Origin of the sequence: Stutzerimonas chloritidismutans, from assembly GCF_020783375.1 — a bacterium.
Classification (GTDB): domain Bacteria; phylum Pseudomonadota; class Gammaproteobacteria; order Pseudomonadales; family Pseudomonadaceae; genus Stutzerimonas; species Stutzerimonas kunmingensis.
The window spans coordinates 1,930,966-1,953,389 of record NZ_CP086067.1; the positions used below are offsets into that span (position 1 = coordinate 1,930,966).

Annotated in this window: 22 protein-coding genes; 12 read left to right on the forward strand and 10 right to left on the reverse strand. The window is 57.3% G+C overall.

Annotated features, from left to right (window positions below; translation table 11 throughout):
* Positions 1 to 7 precede the first annotated feature (7 nt).
* Together LLJ08_RS09115 and LLJ08_RS09120 are read right to left on the reverse strand one after the other, a co-directional pair.
* Positions 8 to 904: an MBL fold metallo-hydrolase gene (locus tag LLJ08_RS09115; protein ID WP_101152445.1), complete on the reverse strand. Its 897-nt coding sequence runs from the start codon at positions 902 to 904 to the stop codon at positions 8 to 10.
* Positions 905 to 1,028: 124 nt separating this feature from the next.
* Complete coding sequence (locus tag LLJ08_RS09120) at positions 1,029 to 2,018, reverse strand: GlxA family transcriptional regulator (protein WP_228208750.1); 990 nt, start codon at positions 2,016 to 2,018, stop codon at positions 1,029 to 1,031.
* A 106-nt stretch (positions 2,019 to 2,124) separates the two neighbouring features.
* Here LLJ08_RS09120 and LLJ08_RS09125 point away from each other — a divergent pair, with 106 nt between their 5' ends.
* The 3 genes from LLJ08_RS09125 to LLJ08_RS09135 all read left to right on the forward strand — a co-directional run bounded on the left by LLJ08_RS09125 (position 2,125) and on the right by LLJ08_RS09135 (position 4,785).
* A complete protein-coding gene (locus LLJ08_RS09125) occupies positions 2,125 to 2,673 on the forward strand; it encodes a cysteine hydrolase family protein (RefSeq protein ID WP_101152441.1) in 549 nt (182 codons plus the stop codon).
* A 483-nt stretch (positions 2,674 to 3,156) separates the two neighbouring features.
* Positions 3,157 to 4,119 carry a GlxA family transcriptional regulator gene (locus LLJ08_RS09130; RefSeq protein ID WP_101152439.1) on the forward strand — a complete coding sequence of 321 codons (963 nt, stop codon included), beginning with the start codon at positions 3,157 to 3,159 and terminating at the stop codon, positions 4,117 to 4,119.
* Positions 4,120 to 4,305: 186 nt separating this feature from the next.
* Positions 4,306 to 4,785, forward strand: coding sequence for a VOC family protein (locus tag LLJ08_RS09135; protein ID WP_228208751.1), 480 nt, complete (start codon positions 4,306 to 4,308; stop codon positions 4,783 to 4,785).
* Between the two features lie 81 nt (positions 4,786 to 4,866).
* On the opposite strand, the gene tcyN is transcribed toward LLJ08_RS09135, so the two are convergent.
* The 6 genes from tcyN to LLJ08_RS09165 all read right to left on the reverse strand — a co-directional run bounded on the left by tcyN (position 4,867) and on the right by LLJ08_RS09165 (position 9,356).
* Positions 4,867 to 5,625, reverse strand: a complete 759-nt coding sequence (tcyN, locus tag LLJ08_RS09140; protein ID WP_228208752.1) for an L-cystine ABC transporter ATP-binding protein TcyN — start codon at positions 5,623 to 5,625, stop codon at positions 4,867 to 4,869.
* A complete protein-coding gene (tcyL, locus tag LLJ08_RS09145) occupies positions 5,625 to 6,293 on the reverse strand; it encodes a cystine ABC transporter permease (protein WP_228208753.1) in 669 nt (222 codons plus the stop codon). Before tcyL ends, tcyN begins: the two co-directional genes overlap by 1 nt.
* On the reverse strand, positions 6,290 to 7,084 hold the full coding sequence (tcyJ, locus tag LLJ08_RS09150; protein WP_228208754.1) for a cystine ABC transporter substrate-binding protein: 795 nt from the start codon (positions 7,082 to 7,084) through the stop codon (positions 6,290 to 6,292). Before tcyJ ends, tcyL begins: the two co-directional genes overlap by 4 nt.
* 104 nt (positions 7,085 to 7,188) lie before the next feature.
* Positions 7,189 to 8,193 (reverse strand): D-cysteine desulfhydrase, encoded by a 1,005-nt coding sequence (locus LLJ08_RS09155; RefSeq protein WP_228208755.1) that lies wholly within the window; start codon positions 8,191 to 8,193, stop codon positions 7,189 to 7,191.
* 101 nt (positions 8,194 to 8,294) lie between these two features.
* Positions 8,295 to 9,017 (reverse strand): LuxR family transcriptional regulator, encoded by a 723-nt coding sequence (locus tag LLJ08_RS09160; RefSeq protein WP_228208756.1) that lies wholly within the window; start codon positions 9,015 to 9,017, stop codon positions 8,295 to 8,297.
* Between the two features lie 183 nt (positions 9,018 to 9,200).
* The gene (locus LLJ08_RS09165; RefSeq protein ID WP_228208757.1) at positions 9,201 to 9,356 is read right to left on the reverse strand and encodes a hypothetical protein; all 156 of its coding nucleotides are present in this window, start codon (positions 9,354 to 9,356) and stop codon (positions 9,201 to 9,203) included.
* Between the two features lie 994 nt (positions 9,357 to 10,350).
* Between LLJ08_RS09165 and LLJ08_RS09170 the strand changes: the two genes are divergently transcribed.
* A complete protein-coding gene (locus LLJ08_RS09170) occupies positions 10,351 to 11,283 on the forward strand; it encodes a hypothetical protein (RefSeq protein ID WP_228208758.1) in 933 nt (310 codons plus the stop codon).
* Positions 11,284 to 11,473: 190 nt separating this feature from the next.
* On the opposite strand, the gene LLJ08_RS09175 is transcribed toward LLJ08_RS09170, so the two are convergent.
* Positions 11,474 to 12,073 carry a hypothetical protein gene (locus LLJ08_RS09175; protein ID WP_019406949.1) on the reverse strand — a complete coding sequence of 200 codons (600 nt, stop codon included), beginning with the start codon at positions 12,071 to 12,073 and terminating at the stop codon, positions 11,474 to 11,476.
* An 848-nt stretch (positions 12,074 to 12,921) separates the two neighbouring features.
* On the opposite strand from LLJ08_RS09175, the gene LLJ08_RS21095 reads away from it, so the two are divergent.
* The 4 genes from LLJ08_RS21095 (at position 12,922) to LLJ08_RS20970 (ending at position 15,171) form a co-directional block, all read left to right on the forward strand.
* Complete coding sequence (locus LLJ08_RS21095) at positions 12,922 to 13,455, forward strand: dCTP deaminase (RefSeq protein WP_473774569.1); 534 nt, start codon at positions 12,922 to 12,924, stop codon at positions 13,453 to 13,455.
* Positions 13,455 to 14,165 (forward strand): dCTP deaminase domain-containing protein, encoded by a 711-nt coding sequence (locus tag LLJ08_RS09185; RefSeq protein WP_228208760.1) that lies wholly within the window; start codon positions 13,455 to 13,457, stop codon positions 14,163 to 14,165. The genes LLJ08_RS21095 and LLJ08_RS09185 overlap by 1 nt, the downstream gene beginning before the upstream one ends.
* Positions 14,162 to 14,701 carry a dCTP deaminase gene (locus LLJ08_RS09190; protein WP_026012562.1) on the forward strand — a complete coding sequence of 180 codons (540 nt, stop codon included), beginning with the start codon at positions 14,162 to 14,164 and terminating at the stop codon, positions 14,699 to 14,701. The genes LLJ08_RS09185 and LLJ08_RS09190 overlap by 4 nt, the downstream gene beginning before the upstream one ends.
* Positions 14,702 to 15,048: 347 nt before the next feature.
* Positions 15,049 to 15,171 (forward strand): hypothetical protein, encoded by a 123-nt coding sequence (locus tag LLJ08_RS20970; RefSeq protein ID WP_256445920.1) that lies wholly within the window; start codon positions 15,049 to 15,051, stop codon positions 15,169 to 15,171.
* Between the two features lie 54 nt (positions 15,172 to 15,225).
* Here LLJ08_RS20970 and LLJ08_RS09195 read toward each other — a convergent pair whose 3' ends face one another.
* The gene (locus LLJ08_RS09195; RefSeq protein ID WP_228208761.1) at positions 15,226 to 16,794 is read right to left on the reverse strand and encodes an SNIPE associated domain-containing protein; all 1,569 of its coding nucleotides are present in this window, start codon (positions 16,792 to 16,794) and stop codon (positions 15,226 to 15,228) included.
* A gap of 338 nt (positions 16,795 to 17,132) precedes the next feature.
* Here LLJ08_RS09195 and LLJ08_RS09200 point away from each other — a divergent pair, with 338 nt between their 5' ends.
* The 4 genes from LLJ08_RS09200 (at position 17,133) to LLJ08_RS09215 (ending at position 22,422) form a co-directional block, all read left to right on the forward strand.
* Positions 17,133 to 17,606 (forward strand): hypothetical protein, encoded by a 474-nt coding sequence (locus LLJ08_RS09200; RefSeq protein ID WP_228208762.1) that lies wholly within the window; start codon positions 17,133 to 17,135, stop codon positions 17,604 to 17,606.
* A 625-nt stretch (positions 17,607 to 18,231) separates the two neighbouring features.
* On the forward strand, positions 18,232 to 19,281 hold the full coding sequence (locus LLJ08_RS09205) for a dynamin family protein (protein ID WP_228208763.1): 1,050 nt from the start codon (positions 18,232 to 18,234) through the stop codon (positions 19,279 to 19,281).
* Positions 19,278 to 21,533 carry a dynamin family protein gene (locus LLJ08_RS09210; protein WP_228208764.1) on the forward strand — a complete coding sequence of 752 codons (2,256 nt, stop codon included), beginning with the start codon at positions 19,278 to 19,280 and terminating at the stop codon, positions 21,531 to 21,533. The genes LLJ08_RS09205 and LLJ08_RS09210 overlap by 4 nt, the downstream gene beginning before the upstream one ends.
* A 13-nt stretch (positions 21,534 to 21,546) precedes the next feature.
* Positions 21,547 to 22,422: a hypothetical protein gene (locus tag LLJ08_RS09215; protein WP_228208765.1), complete on the forward strand. Its 876-nt coding sequence runs from the start codon at positions 21,547 to 21,549 to the stop codon at positions 22,420 to 22,422.
* The last annotated feature ends 2 nt before the right edge of the window (positions 22,423 to 22,424 follow it).

Here is a 22,424-nt window from a genome sequence, read left to right on the forward strand (position 1 = left end):
GTTGCACTTAGAACTTGACCACAGCCCCGTCTGCCGGGATGTCCACGCGGTCTTGAATACCCTGCTCGACGACGTAGGCTTTGAGCTCCTGGCGGGTTTGACTCATATGATTAATAGCGTCCAGGTGGGTTGCCACGATGCGGGCGTTGGGCACAGCCTGCGCTGCATGGGCGAGATCTTTCTTGCCCATGATGATGGCGCCCTCGTAACCGTTTACCAAGGCATAGCCGGCGTTAACGACGACTACCTCCGGGTTGTACCGCGCCAGCGCCTGGTCAACTTCGTCACGCCAAATGGTGTCGCCAATCAGGTACATGGTCTTCTGGCCCGGGGCCTGGAACACAACACCCATCGCTTCCCCGAGAAGAGCAGCAAGTGGTGCATTGGCGTACATCGTGTCGGTGCCGTGCTGCCCACCAGTCTTGCTCAGCGTGACCCCCCCGAACTCGGTCCCATCTTCAAGGATGCGGACATCCTTGAAGCCTTGATCGCGGATGATCTTGGCGTCCGACTCGTTCTGTACGAATAGCGGCAGATCCTTGGGCAGCAGCTTCTGGGCAGCATCGTCCCAATGGTCGAGGTGGGTGTGTGTGACGATGATTGCGTCCACCCCAGCGAGGATCTCCTGGGTCGACGTCGGCAGTTCGACCAGCGGGTTGCGCAGCTCGCTGCGATAGGTGCCTTCGAACCCAGGGTAAGCGCCTTTTTTCGCGAGCATCGGGTCCACGAGGAACGTGGTATCGGCGTAGCTGATCTTTACCGTGGCATTGCGGATCTGCTGCATCTGCACGGCGGCACCAGCCGAGGCGGACGAACTGGTATTGGTGTCATTGGCCCAGCCCGTGCCAGCGGTAAGGCCGAGCGCGAGAAAGAGGGACGTTGCGAGCGTGCGTTGAAACAGCATGGGGCGACTCCAAAGGTGCTGTGGAAGGAGTACGCATTGTGGGCACCGGGCCTTGGGGGCGAAATCGGCCTGAAAGACAATCATCGATAAATTTAGGCCAAGCTGAATGGAAAATCGGCAGTGCTCAGCCGGTAGCGCCTGGCTCCATGCCAAACCGGCGTCGATAGGCCCCGGGCGTCAGCCCGACGACACGGGTGAACACTTTCCTGAAAGCGCCCGGGTCCGCGTAACCGACCTCCCAGGCGACCCGCTCGATGGGCAGGCGGCCTGTCTGCAGCAACTCTCGGGCGCGGGCGACCCGTAGCCGCTGGCAATAGTCGGTGGTGGTCATACCAGTGGCCTTGCGGAAACGGCGCAGAAAGGTCCTTTCCTCAAGGCCCGCTCGTCGAGCGAGCTCGGCCAATGCAACGTCTTCGGCAGCGGTCTCATGCAACCAGTGCTGGACGGCGAGAATGGCGCTGTCGCCGTGGTTCAACCGCGGCGCGAAGGCGCTGTAGTAGCGTTGCTGCCGACCCGGTGGGTCGATGACCAGCATCTGCGCGGTATCGATCATGGCCTTTGCGCCCAGGTAGCGGTCGACGAGCCGCAGCCCCAGATCGGTCCAGGCCATAAGCCCACCGGCGGTGATGATGTCATCGGCGTCGATGATGAGCTGGTCGGCATCCAGGTGGACATTGGGGAAGCGGGCCATGAATTGCTCGACATAGAGCCAGTGGGTAGTTGCCGTGCGTCCGGCAAGTAACCCTGTCTCGCCAAGCAGAAAGGCGCCTGCGCAGATCGATGCCAGCCTGACGCCGGCCTCATGCTGTTGGCAGAGCCAGTCGCGATAGGGGCGAGCGGCCTCGGTCGAAATCGGCTCTTCCAGGCTGGGCGGGAGGATCAGTACGCTGGGTGTGCAGCAGGCATCGGGGTGCGAGTCGTGGACCCGTTTGGCGGGCTGGCCGGTTTCGCCGAGTTGCCAATGGCTGATGCGCAGTTGAGGTCGATCCGGGTCGTCCGCCGCGCCATCGAACCGCGCCGCGATGCCGAACAGATCGGTCAGGCCGAATACCGTCGCCATCTGCACGCCGGGGTAGAGCACAATCCCCAGTTCGATTTGTGGTTGATTCGGCATGTGTCGATAGCACCCTCGAAGTTGTCGGTCGCACCCCTTAGCAGTGCTGCGAGGATGACCAATGATGTTCTCGTCATTTCCTACAGCATCTTCGCAGGAGCTAAGCATGAGCAAGCGTGCAGTGGTCGTAATCGACCTGCAGAACGAATACCTACCAACGGGCAAGTTGCCGCTTAGTGGCATCGAAGGCGCGGTTGCCAACGCGGCAAAAGTGATCGCCGATGCCCGCGCCAAAGGCATCCCGGTCATCCACGTTCGTCACGAGTTCGCTCACGGCGAAATGCCGGTGTTCGTCCCCGGCAGCGATGGCGTGCAGATCCAAGCCGCCGTAGCGCCTCAGGCGGGTGAACCGGTGGTGGTGAAGAATTACCCGAACTCCTTCCGCGACACCAATCTCAAGCAGTTGCTGGACGAGCGGGGCGTAGAGGAGTTGGTCGTAGTCGGTGCCATGAGCCACATGTGTGTTGACGCTGGCGTGCGCGCGGCGGCCGATATGGGCTATCCGGTCACCGTCATCCATGACGCCTGTGCCACCCTCGACCTGGAGTTTGGCGGCATTAAGGTGCCCGCAGCGCAGGTGCACGCCGCGATGATGGCTGCTCTGGGCTTTGCCTATGCGAAGCTGGGATCGACCGCAGAGTATCTTGCGGGCTGATTTTTCTTGCTGAAAGAACGATCCAGCCTGTGCGATTGCGCGGGCTGGATTGCTGGTACATCGAGGCCAAGCGACAGCCCGTCCGTCGAAGACCGCTGAGCGGTACCAGGCGCACGCAGGCGTCTGCCGCCTTGATCGACCTGTTCTCCGATGGCGAGCTGTTGTAAGGCGAACCTACCAGCGCGGTCTCGCGGTCTTCTGCGCGTAATGCATTGGCAGTTCCACTGAGGCCAGGTACCTGGGTGAATGCCCCAATCGGCCAGCCAATCGAGCCCGGCACCCGCGAGCGCGCCCAGTGGCCTGCCAGCTGGTGCCCCGAGCATTATGCCGGTCTCGGTACCGGTGCGGCCGTTCTGTAGCGAGATTCTGGAGCCGCCGAAGTGGGCGTATCGTTGGCCCATGTGGCATTCACGGAAAGATATGGGCCATATCTTCCGTAACCATGCGATGCTCGCTGGCCACCTACACCGCTGAGGTATGCCCATGTCCTCGCTGAATGTCTGCGTTGTCGCGTTCGAGGGCGTGAGCCTGTTCCATCTCTCCGTGCCGGCAATGGTATTGGGTGCCGGGGATGAAGGGCCGGACAGTGCGCGCTATCAAGTGTCCTACTGTGCGGCGCAGCCGGGCAAGGTGCGGTGCGATCAGGGCCTGACGATCGACGTGCCGGACGGGATGACGCCCATGGCACGCGCCGACATCGTCATTGTCCCTGCCTGGAATGATCCCGAGGTTGCCGCGCCAGCGGAGCTGATCGATGGTCTGCGTCAGGCTCATGCGCGCGGTGCGCTGATCGTCGGCCTGTGTCTCGGCGCGTTTGTACTGGGCGATGCCGGGCTGCTCGATGGGCGGGAAGCAACCACCCACTGGGTGGCGCGCGAGGTGTTTGCCCGGCGCTTCCCCAATAGCCATTTCCGGCCTGACGTGCTCTACGTGGCGGACGACAACGTCATCACGTCGGCCGGAACGGTGGCGGCCATCGACTGCTGCCTACACTTGCTGCGTCAGCGCCACGGTGCGGATGTGGCCAATCGGATCGCGCGACTGCTGGTCACCCCTCCGCATCGCCAGGGCGGACAGGCGCAGTACATCGAGCAGCCGGTGCCGCAACTGCCGAGCGAGAGCCGGTTACCTGAGGTGCTGACTTGGGCGCGGCAAAACCTGCATGAGGCGTTGTCGCTGGATGCCCTCGCCGAGGTCGCCCATATGAGCCGGCGAACCTTTACCCGGCGGTTCCGCGAAGCAACCGGTACCACCTTTATCAAGTGGCTGAATGCCGAGCGTGTGGCAAGGGCCCAGCAGTTGCTGGAAACGACGGAGATGCCCATCGATTGCGTCGCCTCGCAGGTCGGCTTTGGCACCACCCTGTCGCTGCGTCAGCAGTTCGCGGCCCAGCTGAGCACAACGCCTTCCGAGTATCGGCGTAATTTCCATGCGGTTTGTGGTTGAGCGCAGGGTAGCGACAAATCTACGGGAAGGTGTCGATTGCCGAGGGGCCCGTACGACTAGTTCTGCCATCGCAACGTATTCGCAGCGTTGAAAGCCACATGATGCTGCCAATGCCCTGGTCGCAGCTCCAGGCGGATGCCTGGGCACCGGCTCGGTGGCGTCCAGACAATCAACATGGAGGCCGAAATGAACAGCAAGAACACCATCTGCCTGTGGTACGACGGCACTGCGCTAGAGGCGGCTACCTTCTATGCCGAGACCTTTCCGGACAGTGCCGTGGGCGCCGTGCATCGTGCGCCGGGCGATTATCCCTCGGGCAAGCAGGGCGATGTCCTGACGGTCGAGTTCACGGTGATGGGGATCCCGTGCCTCGGGCTAAACGGGGGCCCGGCCTTCAAGCATTCCGAGGCGTTCTCGTTCCAGGTTGCCACCGACGACCAGGCCGAGACGGACCGCTTGTGGAGCGCGATCGTCGATAACGGCGGCCAGGAAAGCGAATGCGGCTGGTGCAAGGACAAGTGGGGCCTGTCATGGCAAATCACGCCACGCGTTCTGACGGCGGCCTATACCAGCCCTGATCGGGCAGCGGCCAAGCGCGCGTTCGACGCCATGATGGGCATGCGCAAGATCGACATCGGCACGATCGAGGCGGCATTGAGGGGCTAATCGGGCTGGCGATAAAAAAAGGCGGAAGCCAAACCGGCGCTCTAGGCACCTGATGCCCCGAGGCGGCAGCGAGCCGACGCTTCAGTGCCCCTCCTGGTCGCCAATGAACTTGCTCAGAAACTGCCGCGTGCGTTCGTGCTGCGGTGCGCTGAGCAGCTGCCTGGCGTCACCCTGTTCGACGATCACCCCGTCGTCGATGAAGATCGCCCTGTCGGCCACATCGCGGGCAAAGCTCATCTCGTGCGTGACGATGACCATCGTGCGCTTCTCTTCAGCGAGGCTGCGGATGGTGGCGAGCACCTCGCCGACCAATTCCGGATCGAGCGCCGAGGTCGGCTCGTCGAACAGGATCACGTCCGGCTGCATGGCCAGCGCGCGGGCAATCGCCACGCGCTGTTGCTGGCCACCGGAGAGGCGCCTGGGATAGGCATCTTCCTTACCCTCCAGGCCCACCTTGGCCAGCAGTGCCCGGCCGCGCTCGATGGCCTCGCGGCGTGGCTCCTTCTTCACCTGCACCGGGCCTTCGATGACATTCTCGAGGGCGGTTCGATGTGGGAACAGGTTGAAGTTCTGGAACACAAAACCGACGTGCTGGCGCAGCTCGCGGATCAGCCCCTGCTGCGCCTTGAGCGGCCGGTCGGCGTCGATGTGGATCTCGCCCACGCTGATCTGCCCGCCGCCAGGTTGCTCCAGCAGGTTGAGGCAGCGCAGCAGCGTCGTCTTCCCGGATCCACTGGGGCCGATGATCGCCAGCACCTCGCCGGGGGCGATATCCAGGTCGATGCCCTTGAGCACCGCCTGGCCGTTGAAGGATTTGCTCAGATTGCGCACGGTGATCATCAGGCGTCCTGCTCGTGGCGGTTGACCCGATGTTCCAGGCGACCCTGGAAGTACGCCAGCACGCTGGCCAGCAACCAGTAGATCAGCGCAGCGGCCAGGTACATGGTGAAGATCTCGAAGGTGCGCGCGGTGATCAGCTGCGCCTGGCGGAACAGCTCCGGCACCTGGATGGTGGCAGCCAGGGCGGTGTCCTTGACCAGAGAGATGAAACTGTTGCCCAGCGGGGGCAGGGCGGTGCGTGCGGCCTGCGGCAGGATGGCCCGGTACAGGGTCTGCGCGCGGCCCATGCCGATGCTGGCGGCCGCCTCCCACTGGCCACGGTCGATGGAGGCGATGGCGGCGCGCAGGATCTCGGCGGTGTAGGCCGCCATGTTCAGCGAGAAACCGATCAGCGCCGCCGGCAGCGGGTCGAGCTGGATGCCCAGTTGCGGCAGGCCGTAATAGATCATGAACAGCTGCACCAGCAGCGGCGTGCCGCGGAAGAACGACACGTAGACCCGCGCCAGCCACTGCAGCGGCCAAAACGCGTACAGCCGCAGCAGCGCCAGGCCAAAGCCCAGCAGCAGACCGAAGAACATGCCGCCCAGGCTTAGGACAACGGTCCACCACGCGCCCTTGAGCAGGAAGGGCAGGGAGTCCAGGACCAGCTGCAGGCTGCGCTCGATCATTGCGTGACGTCAGCCCCGAACCACTTTTCCGATAGCTCCTTGAGCGTGCCGTCGGCGCGCAGCTTGGCTATGGCTTCGTTAATGGCGGCGAGCAGCTGCGGGTTGCCCTTGCGCAGGGCAACACCGGACTCCTGGCGGGAGAAGGCTTCACCGGCCACCGCCAGGCGATCGCCGGTTTTCTCGACCATCTCGAAGGCGGCCAGACGGTCGATCAGGATCACGTCGATGCGTCCGACGGCGAGGTCCTGAAACTTGGTCGGGTCGTCGTCGTAGGTGCGGATATCGGCCTGGGGCACGTTTTCCTTCAGCCACTGCTCGTAGTTGGTGCCCAGACCCACCCCGACCTTCTTGCCGGCGAGATCGGTCGGATTCCTGATGCTGTCGGCATCGTCCTTGCGGGTGAGCGCCTGGATGCCGGAGACGGTGTAGGGCGTGGAAAAGTCGTACTTCTGCTTGCGCTCCTCGGAGATGGTCACCTGGTTGATCACCACGTCCAGGCGCTTGGATTCCAGGGCGGCAAGGATGCCGTCCCACTTGGTCGGCTGGAACTCGGCCTTGACCCCCAGCTCCTCTGCCAGGGCATTGGCGAAGTCCACCTCGAAACCGGTCAACTCACCGCTTTCATCCTGGTAGTTGAAGGGCGGGTAGGTGCCTTCCAGGCCCACCTCTAAAACCCCGTCGGCCTTGACCTCATCCAATAGATCGGCCGCGTACACCGGCATGAACAGGCTTCCGAGCAGCAGGCTCAGACTGCCGAGCAGGAAATGGCGACGCAGGATCGCAAACGTCATGGCAGGCCTCCAGGAGATCGGAAAGGTCACTCAACTCTAACGATGAACATTTATTCGAGAAAATAATTAGAAGGCATCAGAACCAATTCCAAAGGAATATGGCGTTATGCACCCAGTGCCCATTGATAGTAGGCGAACAATGCCGGGGCACCACCGGTGTGCAGGAACAGCAGCGGGCCCGTGCCGGGGAAGGCACCCCGAGCAATGCCGTCGAGCAGGCCGGCAAAGGCCTTGCCGGTGTACACCGGATCGAGCAGCACGCCTTCCTGTTCGGCCAGCAGGCGGATCGCAGCCAGGGTGCCGGCATTCGGTTCACCATAGCGCGGAGCGAAATACCGGTCCCACAGCTCAACCTGCAGCCCCGCCGGCACCTCGACGCCAAGCAGGTCGGCGGTGCGCTGCAGCAGCCCCTCGACCTTGGGCCGCTGTGCCGCCTCTGGCCGCGACACGGTGACCCCGACTACCCGGCTGCCCGGCCGGGCATGTTCCAGCGCCAGGGCCAGGCCACTCTGCGTTCCGGCGCTGCCGGAGGCGAGGACCACGGCAGCAAAATCCTCGCCGATGCCGTGCATCTGCTCGGCCAGCTCCAGGCCGGCGCGTACATAGCCCAACGCACCAAGCGCATTGGAGCCACCGATGGGCACCACGTAGGGTTTGCGCCCAGCGCTGCGCAGGCGCTCGGCGGCGGCCTGTAGCAACTCGTCGGCACTGTCCAGGTTGGCGACCAATTCAGTCTGGCAGCCAAACAGGTCAAGCAGCAGGCGATTGCCATTGCCCAGGTAATTGCCCTCGTCGGTACCCAGCGGATTCTCCAGCAGCGCCAGGCAGCCAAGACCGAGCCTGGCCGCCAGGGCCGCGGTCTGACGCACGTGGTTCGACTGAATCGCACCGGCGGTTACCAACACATCCGCGCCAAGAGCCAGGGCCTCGGCGCCGAGGTATTCGAGCTTGCGTGCCTTGTTGCCACCGAGGGCCAGCGGGGTGAGGTCGTCGCGCTTGATCCAGATATCCCGACCCAGGTGACGTGACAAACGCGGCAGGTGTTCCAGGGGCGTAGGGGTGGTAATCAATTCAAGGCGCGGGAAGCGGGCGAGGGCATCGGTGAGCATCGGACAGGCTTCTGAACAGGGACGAATCATCACTGTAGAAGGCAATTCAAACGGACACCACGTCCATACCGGTGAAGCCCTCTACACCGACCCAAGCGCAGTTAAAACAACCCAAGGGCAGTCGCCATCGCCACGGCCGCCGCAATGTTGCGAGCACCGAGCTTGCCCATGGCGTTCTCCTGGTGAAAACGAACGGTGCGCGGCCGCAGGCCCAGTATCAAGGCAATCTCCTCCTGCCCCTTGCCGCGCGACGCCCAGAGCAGGCACTCGCGCTCACGCCGTGTCAGCGATCGAGGTCGACAGCCCGCCATCAACTGCCCGACCCGCAGGTGCAGCGTCGTAGCAACGCCAGATAGCAACAACGCATCGCGAATACAGATGTCCCGTCCGTGACCACCGTCCACCGCCTGGCTAATGCTGAGCAACGCGAGCTGCTCGCCGCGCACATGAACGGGGATCGAGGCGCCCCGACACACGTCGATGCCATGCCGCCTGGCGCAGGCCAGAAACGCCGCATCTGCGGCACAGCACGATACCCGCACACCCACGTCCCGCCAAAGAAAGGGCAGGGCACAACTCCGCGCATGACGCACAAACGGGTCGACGCACTGATAGCCATGCGAGCGATACAGCTGCTGCCAGCAGGCGTGATGGTTCGAAACGAGCAGCGGAGATGCACCCAGCACGGCGCTGCCCACCTGAATGAACGCGTACTGCCCGATGCCCAGCCCCGAAAAGAGCCTGTCCAACACAACCCGCAGATCATCCAGCGAATCCGCTTCGCTCAGATCATGCAGCGCAGGACGGATCAGCTCCAGTTCCACCGAACGTCTCCGATGGCAATCACCCAAGGCAAACGTCAAGACGAAAACAATCAGCCTCGCCAAAACGACAGGAATCCAAAAGGCACCCAGGCGTAACAGCGCCACAACGCAAACAGCGAGACGAGCCAACACCGAGCGCCAGAAGATCAGAGCGGGCCGCCCAGAGGCGGACGGCCCACCGGCTCAGGCTTGCGCCGATTCCGCCCCGAATGCCCGTCGGTACAGCACGACCATCTCGTCGAGCAGTTCCTGGGCCGCATAGCCCAGCAGGCGCGCACGCAGGTCAAGGGTCTGCACGCCCTCGTCCTCGGTCAGCTGAAGCAAAAGCCCCCGGATCATTTCGACCCGCAACTCCGCCTCGGCCAAGGGACCGGAAGACGAAACGGCAGACGAACAATGCAAAGGGGCAGTGGAAGGAAAGGCCAGGAGATTGGAAGGATGTTCAGTCATTGCCCACCTCGCAGCGCGAAGTGGCAAAGTCGCCAAACACAGACGAAACGACAGGGTGGGGCGCGGGCGTAAAAAGGTGGTAGTGCATAACGCTGGTGCTCCTTGGACAGTTAAGGAGCCGCCAACCAGCCTTCTCACGAGCGTGGGTGGCGGACCGTGCAAGGGTGAGAACCGGCGTCCAAGGGAACCGGCCGGGCCGAAGCCCGCCTCACACGGCCCGCCATAGCGTTGCTGCAGCACAGTGCTAACACTGGCTGTGCGCTACGGCGCAACCGCGCCTTGGACATACACGCCGGGTTCTCACGCCCGGTCGCGGGATTTACCGCGACGGGCGCAGTCTAGCGCGGGGCATTGGGGAGAGGCAAACCAGCTGGGGCGTAGTTAAACGTGCCTGACATGATGGATGCGAAGAGCTGCAACCGGCCAAAAGCTGACATTTGAGAGCTCATCATTTCGCAGGGCTGATCCATCGCATCGTGACGACATCAGGCTCTCAAGCCGATTGAAGGGCTATATCCTCATTCCAATCAGTCATGATGGCATAATGCCTCCTGAGGCATGTTCTCGCCGTCTGTGCGCGAGGGCCCGTGACAAATTCATCAGACTCCAAGAGTTTGAAACTGACACGGTGAATTGGGCGCAAGTTATAACTTCTGCCCGAGATGAGAACATGTATGAATCCATAAAGGCTCTTAATCGGAAAGTTTACGATTAATTCCGGCGCCAAAATATTGAACGAGCACCCTCTATGAGTAGCATTATAATGGCATTATACGAACTACCAACGCTCCTTGGAGGGTGCATCTTATTATTTTTACTTTTCGAAAAGCTGATAATGCGAAACCAGAAAGGCACAGCCAGTTTTTTGAAAGATACCACTATAATGAGCAAGACTCGCCTATATCTTTTTCGACTGCATCGCTTCAACCTTATAAAGGCACTGACTCTGTCGCTTGTCATATATTTTTTTTCGCAGTTGATGCTCCGCTTATGCGAAGTAAAATTTGATATTACTTTGAGCTATCCCTGGTACTTCCTGCCGGGGCTTTACATTGGCTGCGCTGTTTTGTTTCTACCAATAAAAGGGCAAGGTTTAACCGCAGCGCTCGATAAACGCCTCTCACTGAGTTGGGATCGAGACGACAGCTTGGCGTTTCATATACGGCAACGAAAGATACATTCCCTATCGCCGGCTTTTACGAATTCTCTAGCCATGGCTGCCGCCACTCACTTGCTGGACCTCCGTGCCTGCAACATCGGCAATCCGGTAAGACTCGATAGTTGGCTATTTGCGCCGCCGCTACCCAGAGGAAATTCAGAGCTAAGAAGATTTCAAAAAATCATAAAATTGCACAAACTCAAAAAATTCAGTCCTTCTTTGAAATCAAGGCATCTATCACGACTGATGAAGTGCGCGATAACTAGACACAAGAGCGCAAGAAGATGGCCAAATGAAAACCCTAAAAGGACTTTAAATATATTTTGGCTTCTCAGGTGTGTTGTCTTTGTGCAAAAATTTTTCACTACAGCCATGTCGTTTTTATTGTTGATGCTACGTTGGCGTTCCATCGCCCTTTCTTTGCAATCGTTACCAAAACCGAATTTTAATGCTACCTATCCGATGCAAAATGGAACACCCAGTACTCGGCGGATTAGGGAAACAGAGCTTGTGTTCAATGCACATATTCCTACCTGTAGGGTAAGTCTCTTACCATTGGAGCGCATGAGCGTCTTTACTGTGATTACTCTTGTGGCTCATAACCCTAGAGTGTCTTCTCAATTAGGTGGCTGGACCACGGGCATACGAGTCGAATGAAGGAAATCATTAGGTAGGCAATCCGGGCTGAGCGAACACTAACTTGGAATGAATAGCCTACGACTCCGCTGGGTACTCCCAACCTATTGCCGTGCTGATGTAGTGACGGTTTCTGACCGGTTGCCGACGCTCGTGACAGGCAGCTGCCGGCCAAAAGCAGTCATAGAGTTTCTACAAAAGCTGGGGCGATTCACCCCTCAACTTCTATAAACTGAACACGCACCGGTTTGGTGTCCCCCATGATAATCGGGGCCTTTATTCCATCCTTGTGTAAGGATTTGGCTAGCATTCGGATATCTATCAGAATATCTGTGATCTTTAGACGCAATCTTTCGCGACCAGAAGATCGGACTGTCCCGGACTGATCGATGACAACTTCTTCGATGCGGGAGCGTGTCAGCTGAGCCACCAGGCTCTTGATGTCCTCTCGGTCGAGAGAGACGCCGGCCCAGTTATGGGCGAATTCATTACGAATTTTCCTCAATATTTCAAGCGTCTGATATCCGTCTTTGTGTATCAAACCTAGAACGAATGCTGCCTTGATCCTCGCGGAGAAGGTACCCAGCGGAGCGTTGAAGCCATTCACCAGGTCTTTCGCTTGCCGCGCTTCACGCAAGTAGGCGAGTAAAAGCAACCCAAGTGTATCCTCGGCGAAAGCAGCGATGGTTAGGACCATGCTTCTGTCGTCATGCTCATGCAACGACTCAAGCATGCTGTTGAGCTCATCCACAAATGGTTCGTTGTGCGGGTTGACTGGCGGCTTTGCATAGCCCTTCTTCTCAGATGCCATTGCCTTCTTTCCTTATCAAAATATTGGTGCTGCTGTACAGGGAACGACCAAAGGGGCTTTTTAGCCGGTATTGCGGCACGCCCGAGGGTTATCTGTGGATTTCTGGCAAGTCGAATTCTACGTACATTCCTTAATCTGCCTAACTATAATTAACCGATATATGTATCGTAATGGTTTTCGCCGTTTATGTCTGATAACGTTCCTTGTTCATGCATAACGATTTATATGCTTGAGTGCCGCGCCAAGAACGCGACATGAGGCGAAGTATGCACATTACTGACGAGGCCACAGCATGACCATGGTCTGCTTTTGGCCAGGAGTTGCCTGTCGCGATAGGCTGAAGGCAGCCATTAGCTGTCGTTGGCAAGACTCTTTAGCTCTTGGTGATACAGGAAAACCTCAAAGCCGAGTCGATTATTCTTACCACGTACGTAATTGAGTGGCGACTGAACAACGCTGTGTGCTCGGGCAGCAAGTTTCAGCAGGCATGAGCTGCACGTGACTGAGGATATGCCAACCCAGGTATGCAGCCACCAGGATTGAGTTCCTAGGATTTCACCCTGACGGCGAGCCGTGTTGAATAATTTTGCTACAGGCGTGGGCTATATTTAGGTGATCGACTCTTGCCGGACGCGGGGCAGATCAGAGTGGCGGTGAAGGCTTGCTACGCCGATGGATCCGTCGGTCAAGTTCAAGTTTTCTACGCTGAGCATGTCGAGCGGCTTTGGTCTTGCTACTGCGCCTTTAGGACACGCAAAATGCGGCCTCAACGACTGCATCCGACCTTTTGCCTGCAAACGTAGGCGATTCTCAGTACTAGAAGCTGAGCCCTTACCGAGGCAAAACAGATGATTTACTCACCGCACTCGCTCCTGAAACTGGTCCGGGAGGGAAAACTAATCAAGCATCTTGCCCACCGTGAATTGACAACCCCGGAAGGCGTTGGATTTGACCTCAGACTCGCAGGTCTCTCTCGCCTGACCGTCGGGGGTGGAAGCTTGCGAGAATCTACGCGACGCACCCCTGCCAGCGAGGTCATGCTCGCAGACCCAGAGGACTGCTTAGTCATGGAACCGGGCAAAACTTATCTGGCGAGCACCATGGAAGAATTCGATCTTCCGGAAGATTTGGCTGCGCTTTTTTTTCCGAGAAGCACGCTGTTCAGAAGCGGGATAACGTTCAATTCCAGTGTGCTGCCCCCAGGTTATGTAGGTCCGATGACGTTCGCGCTCACCAACCATCACAGCGAGGCGTTCGAAATTCAGATTGGTGCACGCTTTGCGCACGTCATCTTTCAGGCGGTATCCGGGAATATTGGCCGGTACAAAGGACAGTGGCAGGGCGGCCGCGTCTCTCAGCCCAAGGACGAAGGACAAATTTGATGAGTGTGTTACAGATCAAAGGGCGTACAACGGAATCCCACAAGGATTTTGACGCGGCATCGTACTCCAGCAACAGCCTTATCCTCACTAATGCGCGGGAAGAGAGAATCGAAGAGTTTTCCCTCGAACTGTCTGTGGGTGAAGGATGGAGTGATAACTATTCGGGCAACGACAGAAGCCTGTGGCGCATTGACGATGGCATGACGATCAAGGGTCACGACTCTGTGGTGGTGGAGGCCGCTGAAGAAATCAAGGTGCCGCACAATCGATACGGGATCGTCCTGCCGACGGGTAGTCTTTTTCTTTCACGCGGGGTGCTGGTTGCTTCGGCAAAGGTCGAACCTGCATTTGATGGCAAGCTCAAGCTCAGGATATTCAACACCACCAACAAGAATGTCTACCTGAATAGAGGCGAAAAGCTGGGCTCTGTGATTTTTTTCTCCACAGAATCGACATACACCCAGACCCCAATTAAGCGTGGCAGTGAAATATCGACGCTTCCCATCACGCGGTGGGCGCGACTGAAGAAGTGGTTTTCGCTCAATCCCACCATATGGATCGGGTGGACGCTGAACCTCATCACAAGCTCGTTGGTGTCTTCTCTTATACTGTACGCCGTTTATTACAAGACGATACTGGAGCACCAATCGCAGTATCCTCATGCACAACAAAGCGCCCAGCCGTCGCCGAATGAAGTTAAGCCAAAATGATTGTCATTGATAAAAACCTAGAACACCTTATTGCACAATATTCTGTATGCGAAAAAACCTTGTTTGATGAGTTCTCTCTCAAAATTCAATTGGGGCATACGTATTACGAGCCAAAACCTTTGCCCGCCTCTGAAAGCATTGTGTATGGGGCACATCCAGCTCCGTCGACAGTTTTTTCGGAACGAAAAGAAATTCAGCAAAACTTGGTACTGAAACCTGGTGAGCAAGTTATTACCTGCAGTAAACATCGATATAAAATACCGTTGGATTATTTTGGTTTGGTGCAAACCAAAGGAACCCTTGCGCGGTTGTTCGTGCAGGTAACTTGTAATGACGGTCAGGTAGAGCCGGGTTTCGACGGGTACATAACCCTCGAAATCATCAATATGTCGCCTTGGACGATCGAAATACCCGCGATCAGCGATATAGCACAGCTTTATTTGATGAAATGCAGCAGCACCGCATCTGAGCCGTACCACGGTCGGTATATGGATGCTGCCAAAGAAGGACCGACCCTCGCAGTGTTTCGAAAATAGATCGCTTCACTGCTGCGGTCGACGCAGCGGCGGCACCCGAAACCAGACATCCCCACCGCCCCGCGTCAGCGATGAGCGCCCCTCACGGGCGAGACGGTCCTGACCGGCTCGATGCGGAGCACGCCAGCGCGATCCGTCCCAGCCGGTTGACGCCTTATCCTTGCTCTTTTGCTCTTTTGCTCTTTTCCGCTTTATCTTCCGTTGTCTGTCCAGTCTTGGGGGTTATCGACACCCGTCGGAAACCCCCGCAACCACACCCCACCACGACCTCACGCACCTACCTACACCGGACATTTGCCGCTACAGTGCAGGCAGCCCCGTAGTCTGTTGCAAGGATCGCCGTCCGGATGGCTTCACCGTCTCAACCCAAAAGCCTGATCTTCGATCTTGAAGTCGCCCCCGGCAAAGCCGACCAACCCGACCGCATCTTCATGGTCGGTGGGGCTGCTTTTGTGGGGCTCGGTTCGTGAATATGTTGATCGGGTGAGGGAAGGGCAGTCACCGCTGTTGTTCATCTGCCACTCCTAACTCACCACTTCCTCTTCCTCCATCACATCCAGCGCTTCCTCCACCTCAATCTGGTGACGCGTCCATTCCGCGGCGATTGCCGGGTTGTCCCGGATCTGCTGCTCGATACGTAGCGTTTCGCGGAACTCGTGGGCGAGGGAGCTAATGGTCCAGTGGGTCTCGACGCCGAGCGTTTCGAGTTCCTGGCGTATCTCTGCCAGCTCCAATCGGAAGAACTCCTTGCGCGGGTTGACCTTGTTGATCTGCTGACGCAGGAAATGCCGGTGCAGCTGCTTCTCCAGTCCCGGAGCATCGTCGCTGAAGATCATGGCGTGCACATCGAACTCGAACGGCACGCTCGCATCCCCCAGCTCGCGGATACGATCGAGCGGTTCGAGCCGGCGCGTCATGCCGATCTTGAACACCTCTTCGCCGAAGGAGCCGATGTTGGAAATGACGTAGACGTGCCCAGCCCGCGTCTGCTGCGCCATGGAGAGGGCGCGCTGGTTCTTTTCCTCGGCCGCCTTGAGCTGCTCCTGTAGCGCCGCCAGGCGCGCTTCAAATTCCGCTCGCTGCGCTTCGTTGGCCGCGGCAACCTGCTGCTGAGCCTTCTCCATGGCCTTGCGCAAGGTGCTCTCTTCCTTGGCCGCTTCCTTAATCGCACGCTCGTACTCGCGCCGGGCCTTCTCTTCCTCGCGCATCTGCTCGCGCAGTTGGCGTTGCTCCTCGCGCTCGCGTTCCTTCAGCGCACGTGCAGTCACCGCCCACTTCAGCTCCTCCAGCCGGGCCTTGAGGTATTCCTCGGTAATACGGGCATTACGGAACGGGGAGCCGTTGAGGTTCACCAGGGCAAAGGCATCACGGATCTCCTGCTCCAGCTTGCCGTGGTTGTCCGTCTTGGTTCGCGAGAGGATCGAATCGACCTTGCCGTTGAAGGCATCGGTGACGAAGCGAATGGCGATCTCACGGCGGTTGGCCTCGACGTAGTCGCAAGTGGCCGAACGGCCGAGCTTGACCATCAGGCGGGAGGATTCCCTCGCCTGCTTCAGCTCCTTCCCGGCCTCGGTGAAACCGAATTCCTCGGCGAGGTCATCGAGCAGGTTGTACGTCGGCACGATATAGGCGTCGCCGTACCCCTCGATGATGTTCTTCATCGCCTGAGCGGCTTCGGTCAGCTCCTTGGCCTTGCCCATCGCGGCGAAGGCATCGCCGGCGACCTCCTGCGCCCGTTCGTTGGCCATGGCCACGATCCGGTCGGCTTCCGCCACCGCGGACTGGAGTTTTTCCTCTGCCTTTTCGAGGCGATTGCGGGCACCTTGCACCAGATCGTCCCGTTGCGCCTCGGCTTCGATTCGAAGGTGCTTGGCTTCCGCTTCGACGTCCTGAATGGGCTTGAAGCGCTGCAGCTCCTGAAGCTGCACCTGCAGATCGCCGCGCACGCGCACCACCTCACGCTCAAGATCCTCGATCTCGTTCTGGCGTGCCTTGAGGTTGAGCGTCAGCTCGGAAATGCGGCCCTTGGCCTTGGTGTGCTTGACCAGCAGTACGAATGCCGCGACTACGGCAATGACCAGCAAGAGTTCCATCTCGGCGTCCTTTCCCTTGATTGAGGGCAATGGTACACCGGCCGTGATGGCGTTAGGCTACTGCTCGCATGGATGATTGACTTGGCTCAAGCGGCGGACTTACGCGACGGGGGGAGGCCGCTTTCGCCCGAAAGTGGGCGCTTACAAGGCTCTGTTTTGCGGCTTGGAGGCACGAACAAAGCCGGGGCTGACAATGCCGGCAACCAAGGCCGCTGGTCGCGTCACCAAAGTGCTTGTCAATTCAATGGCGTCAGTCGCTAGACAGATGGCACAATGATATTGCAGCATTAGTGCTCGTTAAGTGGCGCCACAGTTCGATGACTAATAGGTACAGGAAGATGCGTAGAGCCTTTATTGCAATCACTCTAATGGGAGCCAGCTTATACACTTCGGCAGGGGAGCTTGCAGATTTCGCAGTTAAACAAGCTCATGCCAAGAGCTTTACCGGGTGCGATGCGGCAATTAAAAAAACTCACGAATTTGCTACCGGCGGAGATATTCGAGTTAATGTGATGTCTTTTGATGAGACTCCGAACTCACTCACAATGACAAGCACTTGGGGTACCAAAGGGGATTCCTTATATGGAAAGACGGTCTTTACTAAGGTGGGGAAAAAATGCGTGTACGATTCGATAGTTATCATTACCTCGCCAAAGACCTGTTTTGCATATGCGCAAGACAATCCCGCATTTTCTTATGTGGCGGAGGCGGCCGATTATCTATGGTTTAAAAACGCAGGTGGTATAAATATGCAGCTAGCTCCAGTAAGCAATGGATGCATTGCCGTTTTCAATCCAAATGGAATCATGTAAGCACTCTAATCGAAGTTTAGGTTTGCTAGATGCGCTGCTTTTACGTTGGATTACAGGCTAGCGAAGGTATGCCGTGCTTACGTGCTTGCTCATTCAATTCTGCGCATTAACCCTGATCGCTATGTTTGACAGCGCGTTTGCCCTAGCGTTTGACTCGGTCAAGATCGACCTCGGACAGATCAATTTGTATGTCGGACATATGCGGTGCTAGGCCTACTGAGAATCGTGAATCCCGTGCTCGGATTCATGAAGCAAGGACGCCTTCGCTTCGTTCCTCTTGCTAGCATCAGGCCAATCGGTCAAAGAGCTCCGATGTCAGCTTTAGCCATGAACTTGCTTTTGACAATCGAGACCCCGCTGAGCCATGAGCAAACCTTGAGCGATATCCCCTCACATACCTGGAAGCGCCCGCGCGCTCAATTTCCGCTTTATCGTGAAACGCTGTGGTGATCTTTGGCCTGAACGACAACACCCGAGTTCACGGACCGCAGGTTTGCGGTCGATGAAATAAATGACAGGTTGAACGGTATGTAAAACCTCTACACCTCAACCGACCACGCGACATGAGCTGTCGCATTGCCGTGGAAAACTACGGGAAATTAACCACCAATGGATAAACACTTTGTTGGGTGACCTGGGCGCCGAGCAATATGGACAGAAGCTGATGACGCGCTCCACCGTTACGTCTGCAAAAACCCGAAAATCCGCGCGCTCAGCGCCCGCTGCCAACGCCACGTTCGATGTCTTGGTGTTGGCCACAATGAGTGCAGGCAAGACGTCGTTCATCAACGCACTGATTGGCCAGGAACTGCTGCATACCGCCAATGAGGCCACCACTGCCTGCGTGACCCGTGTCGAGCATCGCCAAGGGACCAGGCGATTCAGCGGTGCGTGCTATTGCTATAACGATACTGAATTGGCCTACGAGCGTTCACCGTCAGTAGCGTTGCTGCGGGACTGGAACGCCGATGCCGAGGTCAAGCGCATCAGCCTTGCTGGAACTTTCAAAGTCTTGCCGCGCCCGGCGCCCGGCCTGGTGCTCCACGACACGCCAGGGCCGAACAACAGTCAGGATGAAAGTCACGCCAGGCTGACGCTGGAGGCTATCCGCAATGTGTCGTTCAAGGCGCTTTGCTATGTGCTCAACGCCAGCCAGCTGGGGACCCGTGACGACCGGTTGCTGCTCGAGCAGTTGCGCGAAGAGCTGGTCACCAAGCCTGCCCAGCCCATTTATTTCATCCTCAACAAAGTGGATTTGCTCGATCCGGAAAAGGGCGAAAGCGTTGAAGGCTATGTGCACATGGCCCAGCGCTATTTACGTGACATCGGTTTTGAGCAGCCAATCATCATTCCGACAATGGCCAGTGCAGCGTTGTACGCGCGCAAGGCCCTGAGTGCCGACACACTGACACGGGCCCAGCGGTCCCAGTTGCGCCAGGCTCTCGATGTCTTGGACTCCAACAAGCGTGCCTTGCTCAATGCCACTGTCGCGCCCGACCTGATCAAACGCCGCGTCGGCAAGGCGCTCGACAGCCTTGAGCGTAAACAGCAGGCCAATCAATCAGATACCCGGGCCAGCGACAAAAACAAATTGCGCCAACTAGTCACCATCAGCGGGCTTAAAACCATTGAAGTCCTCATCAATCATCAACGCCGCTTAGATGAACAACCATGAATACTATTGAAATCATCCACAACCCATTCATCGTCGAGACCCAGTTCCTGATCAGAGGCCAGCCTCCAGCTGAAGGTTGCAAGCTGTCGAGCTACAAGGAGTCGCGGCTGCAAGTGTGGGTCGAGAAGCTGTTTGATGAATTGAGTCAGTTGTTCAACGGCGACAATAACTTTGATGTCACTTTCAGGGGGGTTGAATCGGATTACCTGGACGTGGTCGACGCCGCGAAGGTCGCGATTGGTAAAGGCATGCAGGTCACTCTGAACTTTATTGAAGCGGATCCGACGGAAGAGCGCCTGACCCGCATTCGTGAGTTGATGGAAGAAGCCAAGCTTCATCCTGACTTTGAGCATTTCATCCGTGACAATGCCGACGTCAGCCAGTCCTTTGAAGAAGCGTTCAACAAGGATTTCGACGTGTACGTGGTGGCGACCATGTCGTCGGGCAAGTCTACGCTGATCAACGCCATGCTTGGCCAGGACCTGCTGCCCGCGGCTAACGAAGCCACGACCGCGACCATTGCGCGGATCACCGACAACGCATCAATGGGCCAACGCTTCGCCGCACAACGGGTGACCAATGATCACCGTATTGCGGAAAACAGCGATGACGTGAGCCTAGAAGTGCTGCAGGCCTGGAACAGCCTGCCCGATACGATGCGCATCGATATCGAGGGCAAGATTCGTGCAATTCAAGACCGTGACAGCGTTCGCCTGGTATTGACCGACACTCCAGGTCCAAACAACAGCCAGGATGAAAAGCACCAGCTCAAGACCATGAGCTTCATTCAAGACTCGCAGCGCAATCCGCTGATTCTGTATGTACTGAATGCTAGCCAGTTGGGTACCAACGACGACAAAAATCTATTGAGGCTGGTCGCCGAAACCATGCGTAAGGGCGGCAAGCAGAGCAAGGATCGGTTCATTTTCGTCATCAACAAAATGGATGTGTTTGACCCAGAGAAAGGCGAGGACCTGCCGTCGGTGCTGGCCCGCGTCAAAAACTACCTGGTCGAAAACGGAATCTTCAATCCGCTGATCTATCCGGTGTCGGCCAACTTGACGCGGCTGTTGCGCAAACCCCAGCACTTGCATTCACGCAAGGAGCGCGGCGAGTTGAACTCTATGATGGACATGTTCGGCGAAGAGCCAAGCATGAACTTGCTGCAATACATGCCGATTACCGAGCGGGTAAAACGTAACCTGCAAGACAAGCGTCTTCCCGAAATCGTCCTGAGCAGCGGCTTGCCGGCGGTCGAGGCGATGATTGACGAGTACATCGACAAGTACAACTTCCCGCATCGGGTCAAACGCGCCTACGACGCGATGACCAAGGCCATTGCGGTCGGACTTAACGAAACACAACTGATTGAGCAGCTGGATCAGGATGAGAAGACGCTGGCCCATATTAATGAAGAGATCCAGGCGCTGGAGTATCGGCAGGAGAAGGGCTTCGATACACAGGCGTATAAGGACAGGATTGCGCGTGAAGGTAAGGCGTTGCCACGGGCCACTGAAGATGAGCTCTCGGTCCTGGAAAAATCTTCGAGCAAAAATATCAGAAAGGTCAGTGAGCGTTTCACTGGGACGGCTGACCCGCGCATTGCTGAACTTCTAGTCAAGGAAGTTGAAGCGGAACTCCAGTTCGAGTACCGAAAGCTCATCAACGCGTATGAGGCCGTATTCATCACTAGCCAGCAAGTCATTCGTGACGATCTGGAGTTGGAGTACCAGAGCTACATTGTTGATTTGTTTAAGGACTGCCAACATTTGAAGCTGCCCATTCTGGACAGTCTTCAGAAAGCGACGGGCGATATTTCCTTCAATCTCACCATCAAGAGTCATGAAGTCAAGACTACAGAAGTGGTGGTGGATAGCTACGAAGTCAGTGACAGTAGGTGGTACAACCCCTTCTCATGGGGGTCTACGCGTACGGTTTATAAATATGGTGAAGAGAAATCAGTCGACCTTCAGGAGCTCTGGAAGGACCGTCACACCCGTATCGAGGACGAGTTCGCTCGATTAGTCGTAGCCGCCCGTACTGAAATCGACAATGGCAAGACCGTTCTGATTGATCAGTTCATGGCGTTCATGGGGCGTGAGTTCGACACCAAGTTCAATGAGTTGATTGATTCGCTTAAAGAAAAAATGACGGACCGCGACGTGCGTCAACGCGCCCTTGAAGAGTCCCGTGAGCTACAAACGTGGATCAATCAATTCAAAGCAAAACTCGACGAAACCCTCGCCGTTTGACTTCGGAGCTTTTATGACGAATAACGCCTCGATGATTACAAAAGCCCGCGAGCAGTTTTTAGCAGCGCTTAATGACACACAGGTCAACACCGAGTTATTGAAGCAAATGATACAAGTTGCTGAGAAAACTCCGGGAGTGATGGACGCTCATGAGGTGTATATCGGCTATAACGCCATCGATGCAGATCCAGTGAGTTGGCATCCGGACTATTTCAGTCGGCAAAGTTTTTTAGCATCCCGCAACTTTTCCAAGGAAAGGTTGGAACACCTGATCAGCGTTCGTGACGTGTTTCGTCAACGAAATGAAAAGGGCTTTACGCCCACCACTGCCTCAACGACGAGAAAGGTTCAGATGAACACGACATCTGTCGACTACCATCCTTCCATCAACCTCAAGAGGTTCGTCGATGAAGGCGACTTGTTGACGACGCGAACCGCACTGCGCCTGGAACTGAATGATCGTCGTCTGGATGGCATCGAATTGCACGCAGCACTTGCCTGGATCAAGGGTAGCGTTCCCGATATCTTCGAGGCCTATTCAGAAGGAGCATTCGCACGCGAACTTGCATCAGATCAGAACAAGTGGACTGAGGACTATTACGATCTGCAGGTCACTTACTTAAAAACCAACTTCTCGGAAAAACGCTTTTTACACCTGATCGAGGTGCGCGAGTTGTTGCGCACCAGCGCAGTTGAGGGTTTCACTTCGACCAAGACGAAAGCCTTCACCCCACATTCCGCTTCCCTCGCAGCACAGGCGCCAGGTACCAACTCTCGTCAGCCAATTCCCGGCAACACATCAGAGCGCAACCCTGCCTTCATGGCTGCACTCTTGATCGGTGGCGCGATTGCCGCTGTGGTGGTGTTCCTCGTGGCATTGGTTCGGTGAGC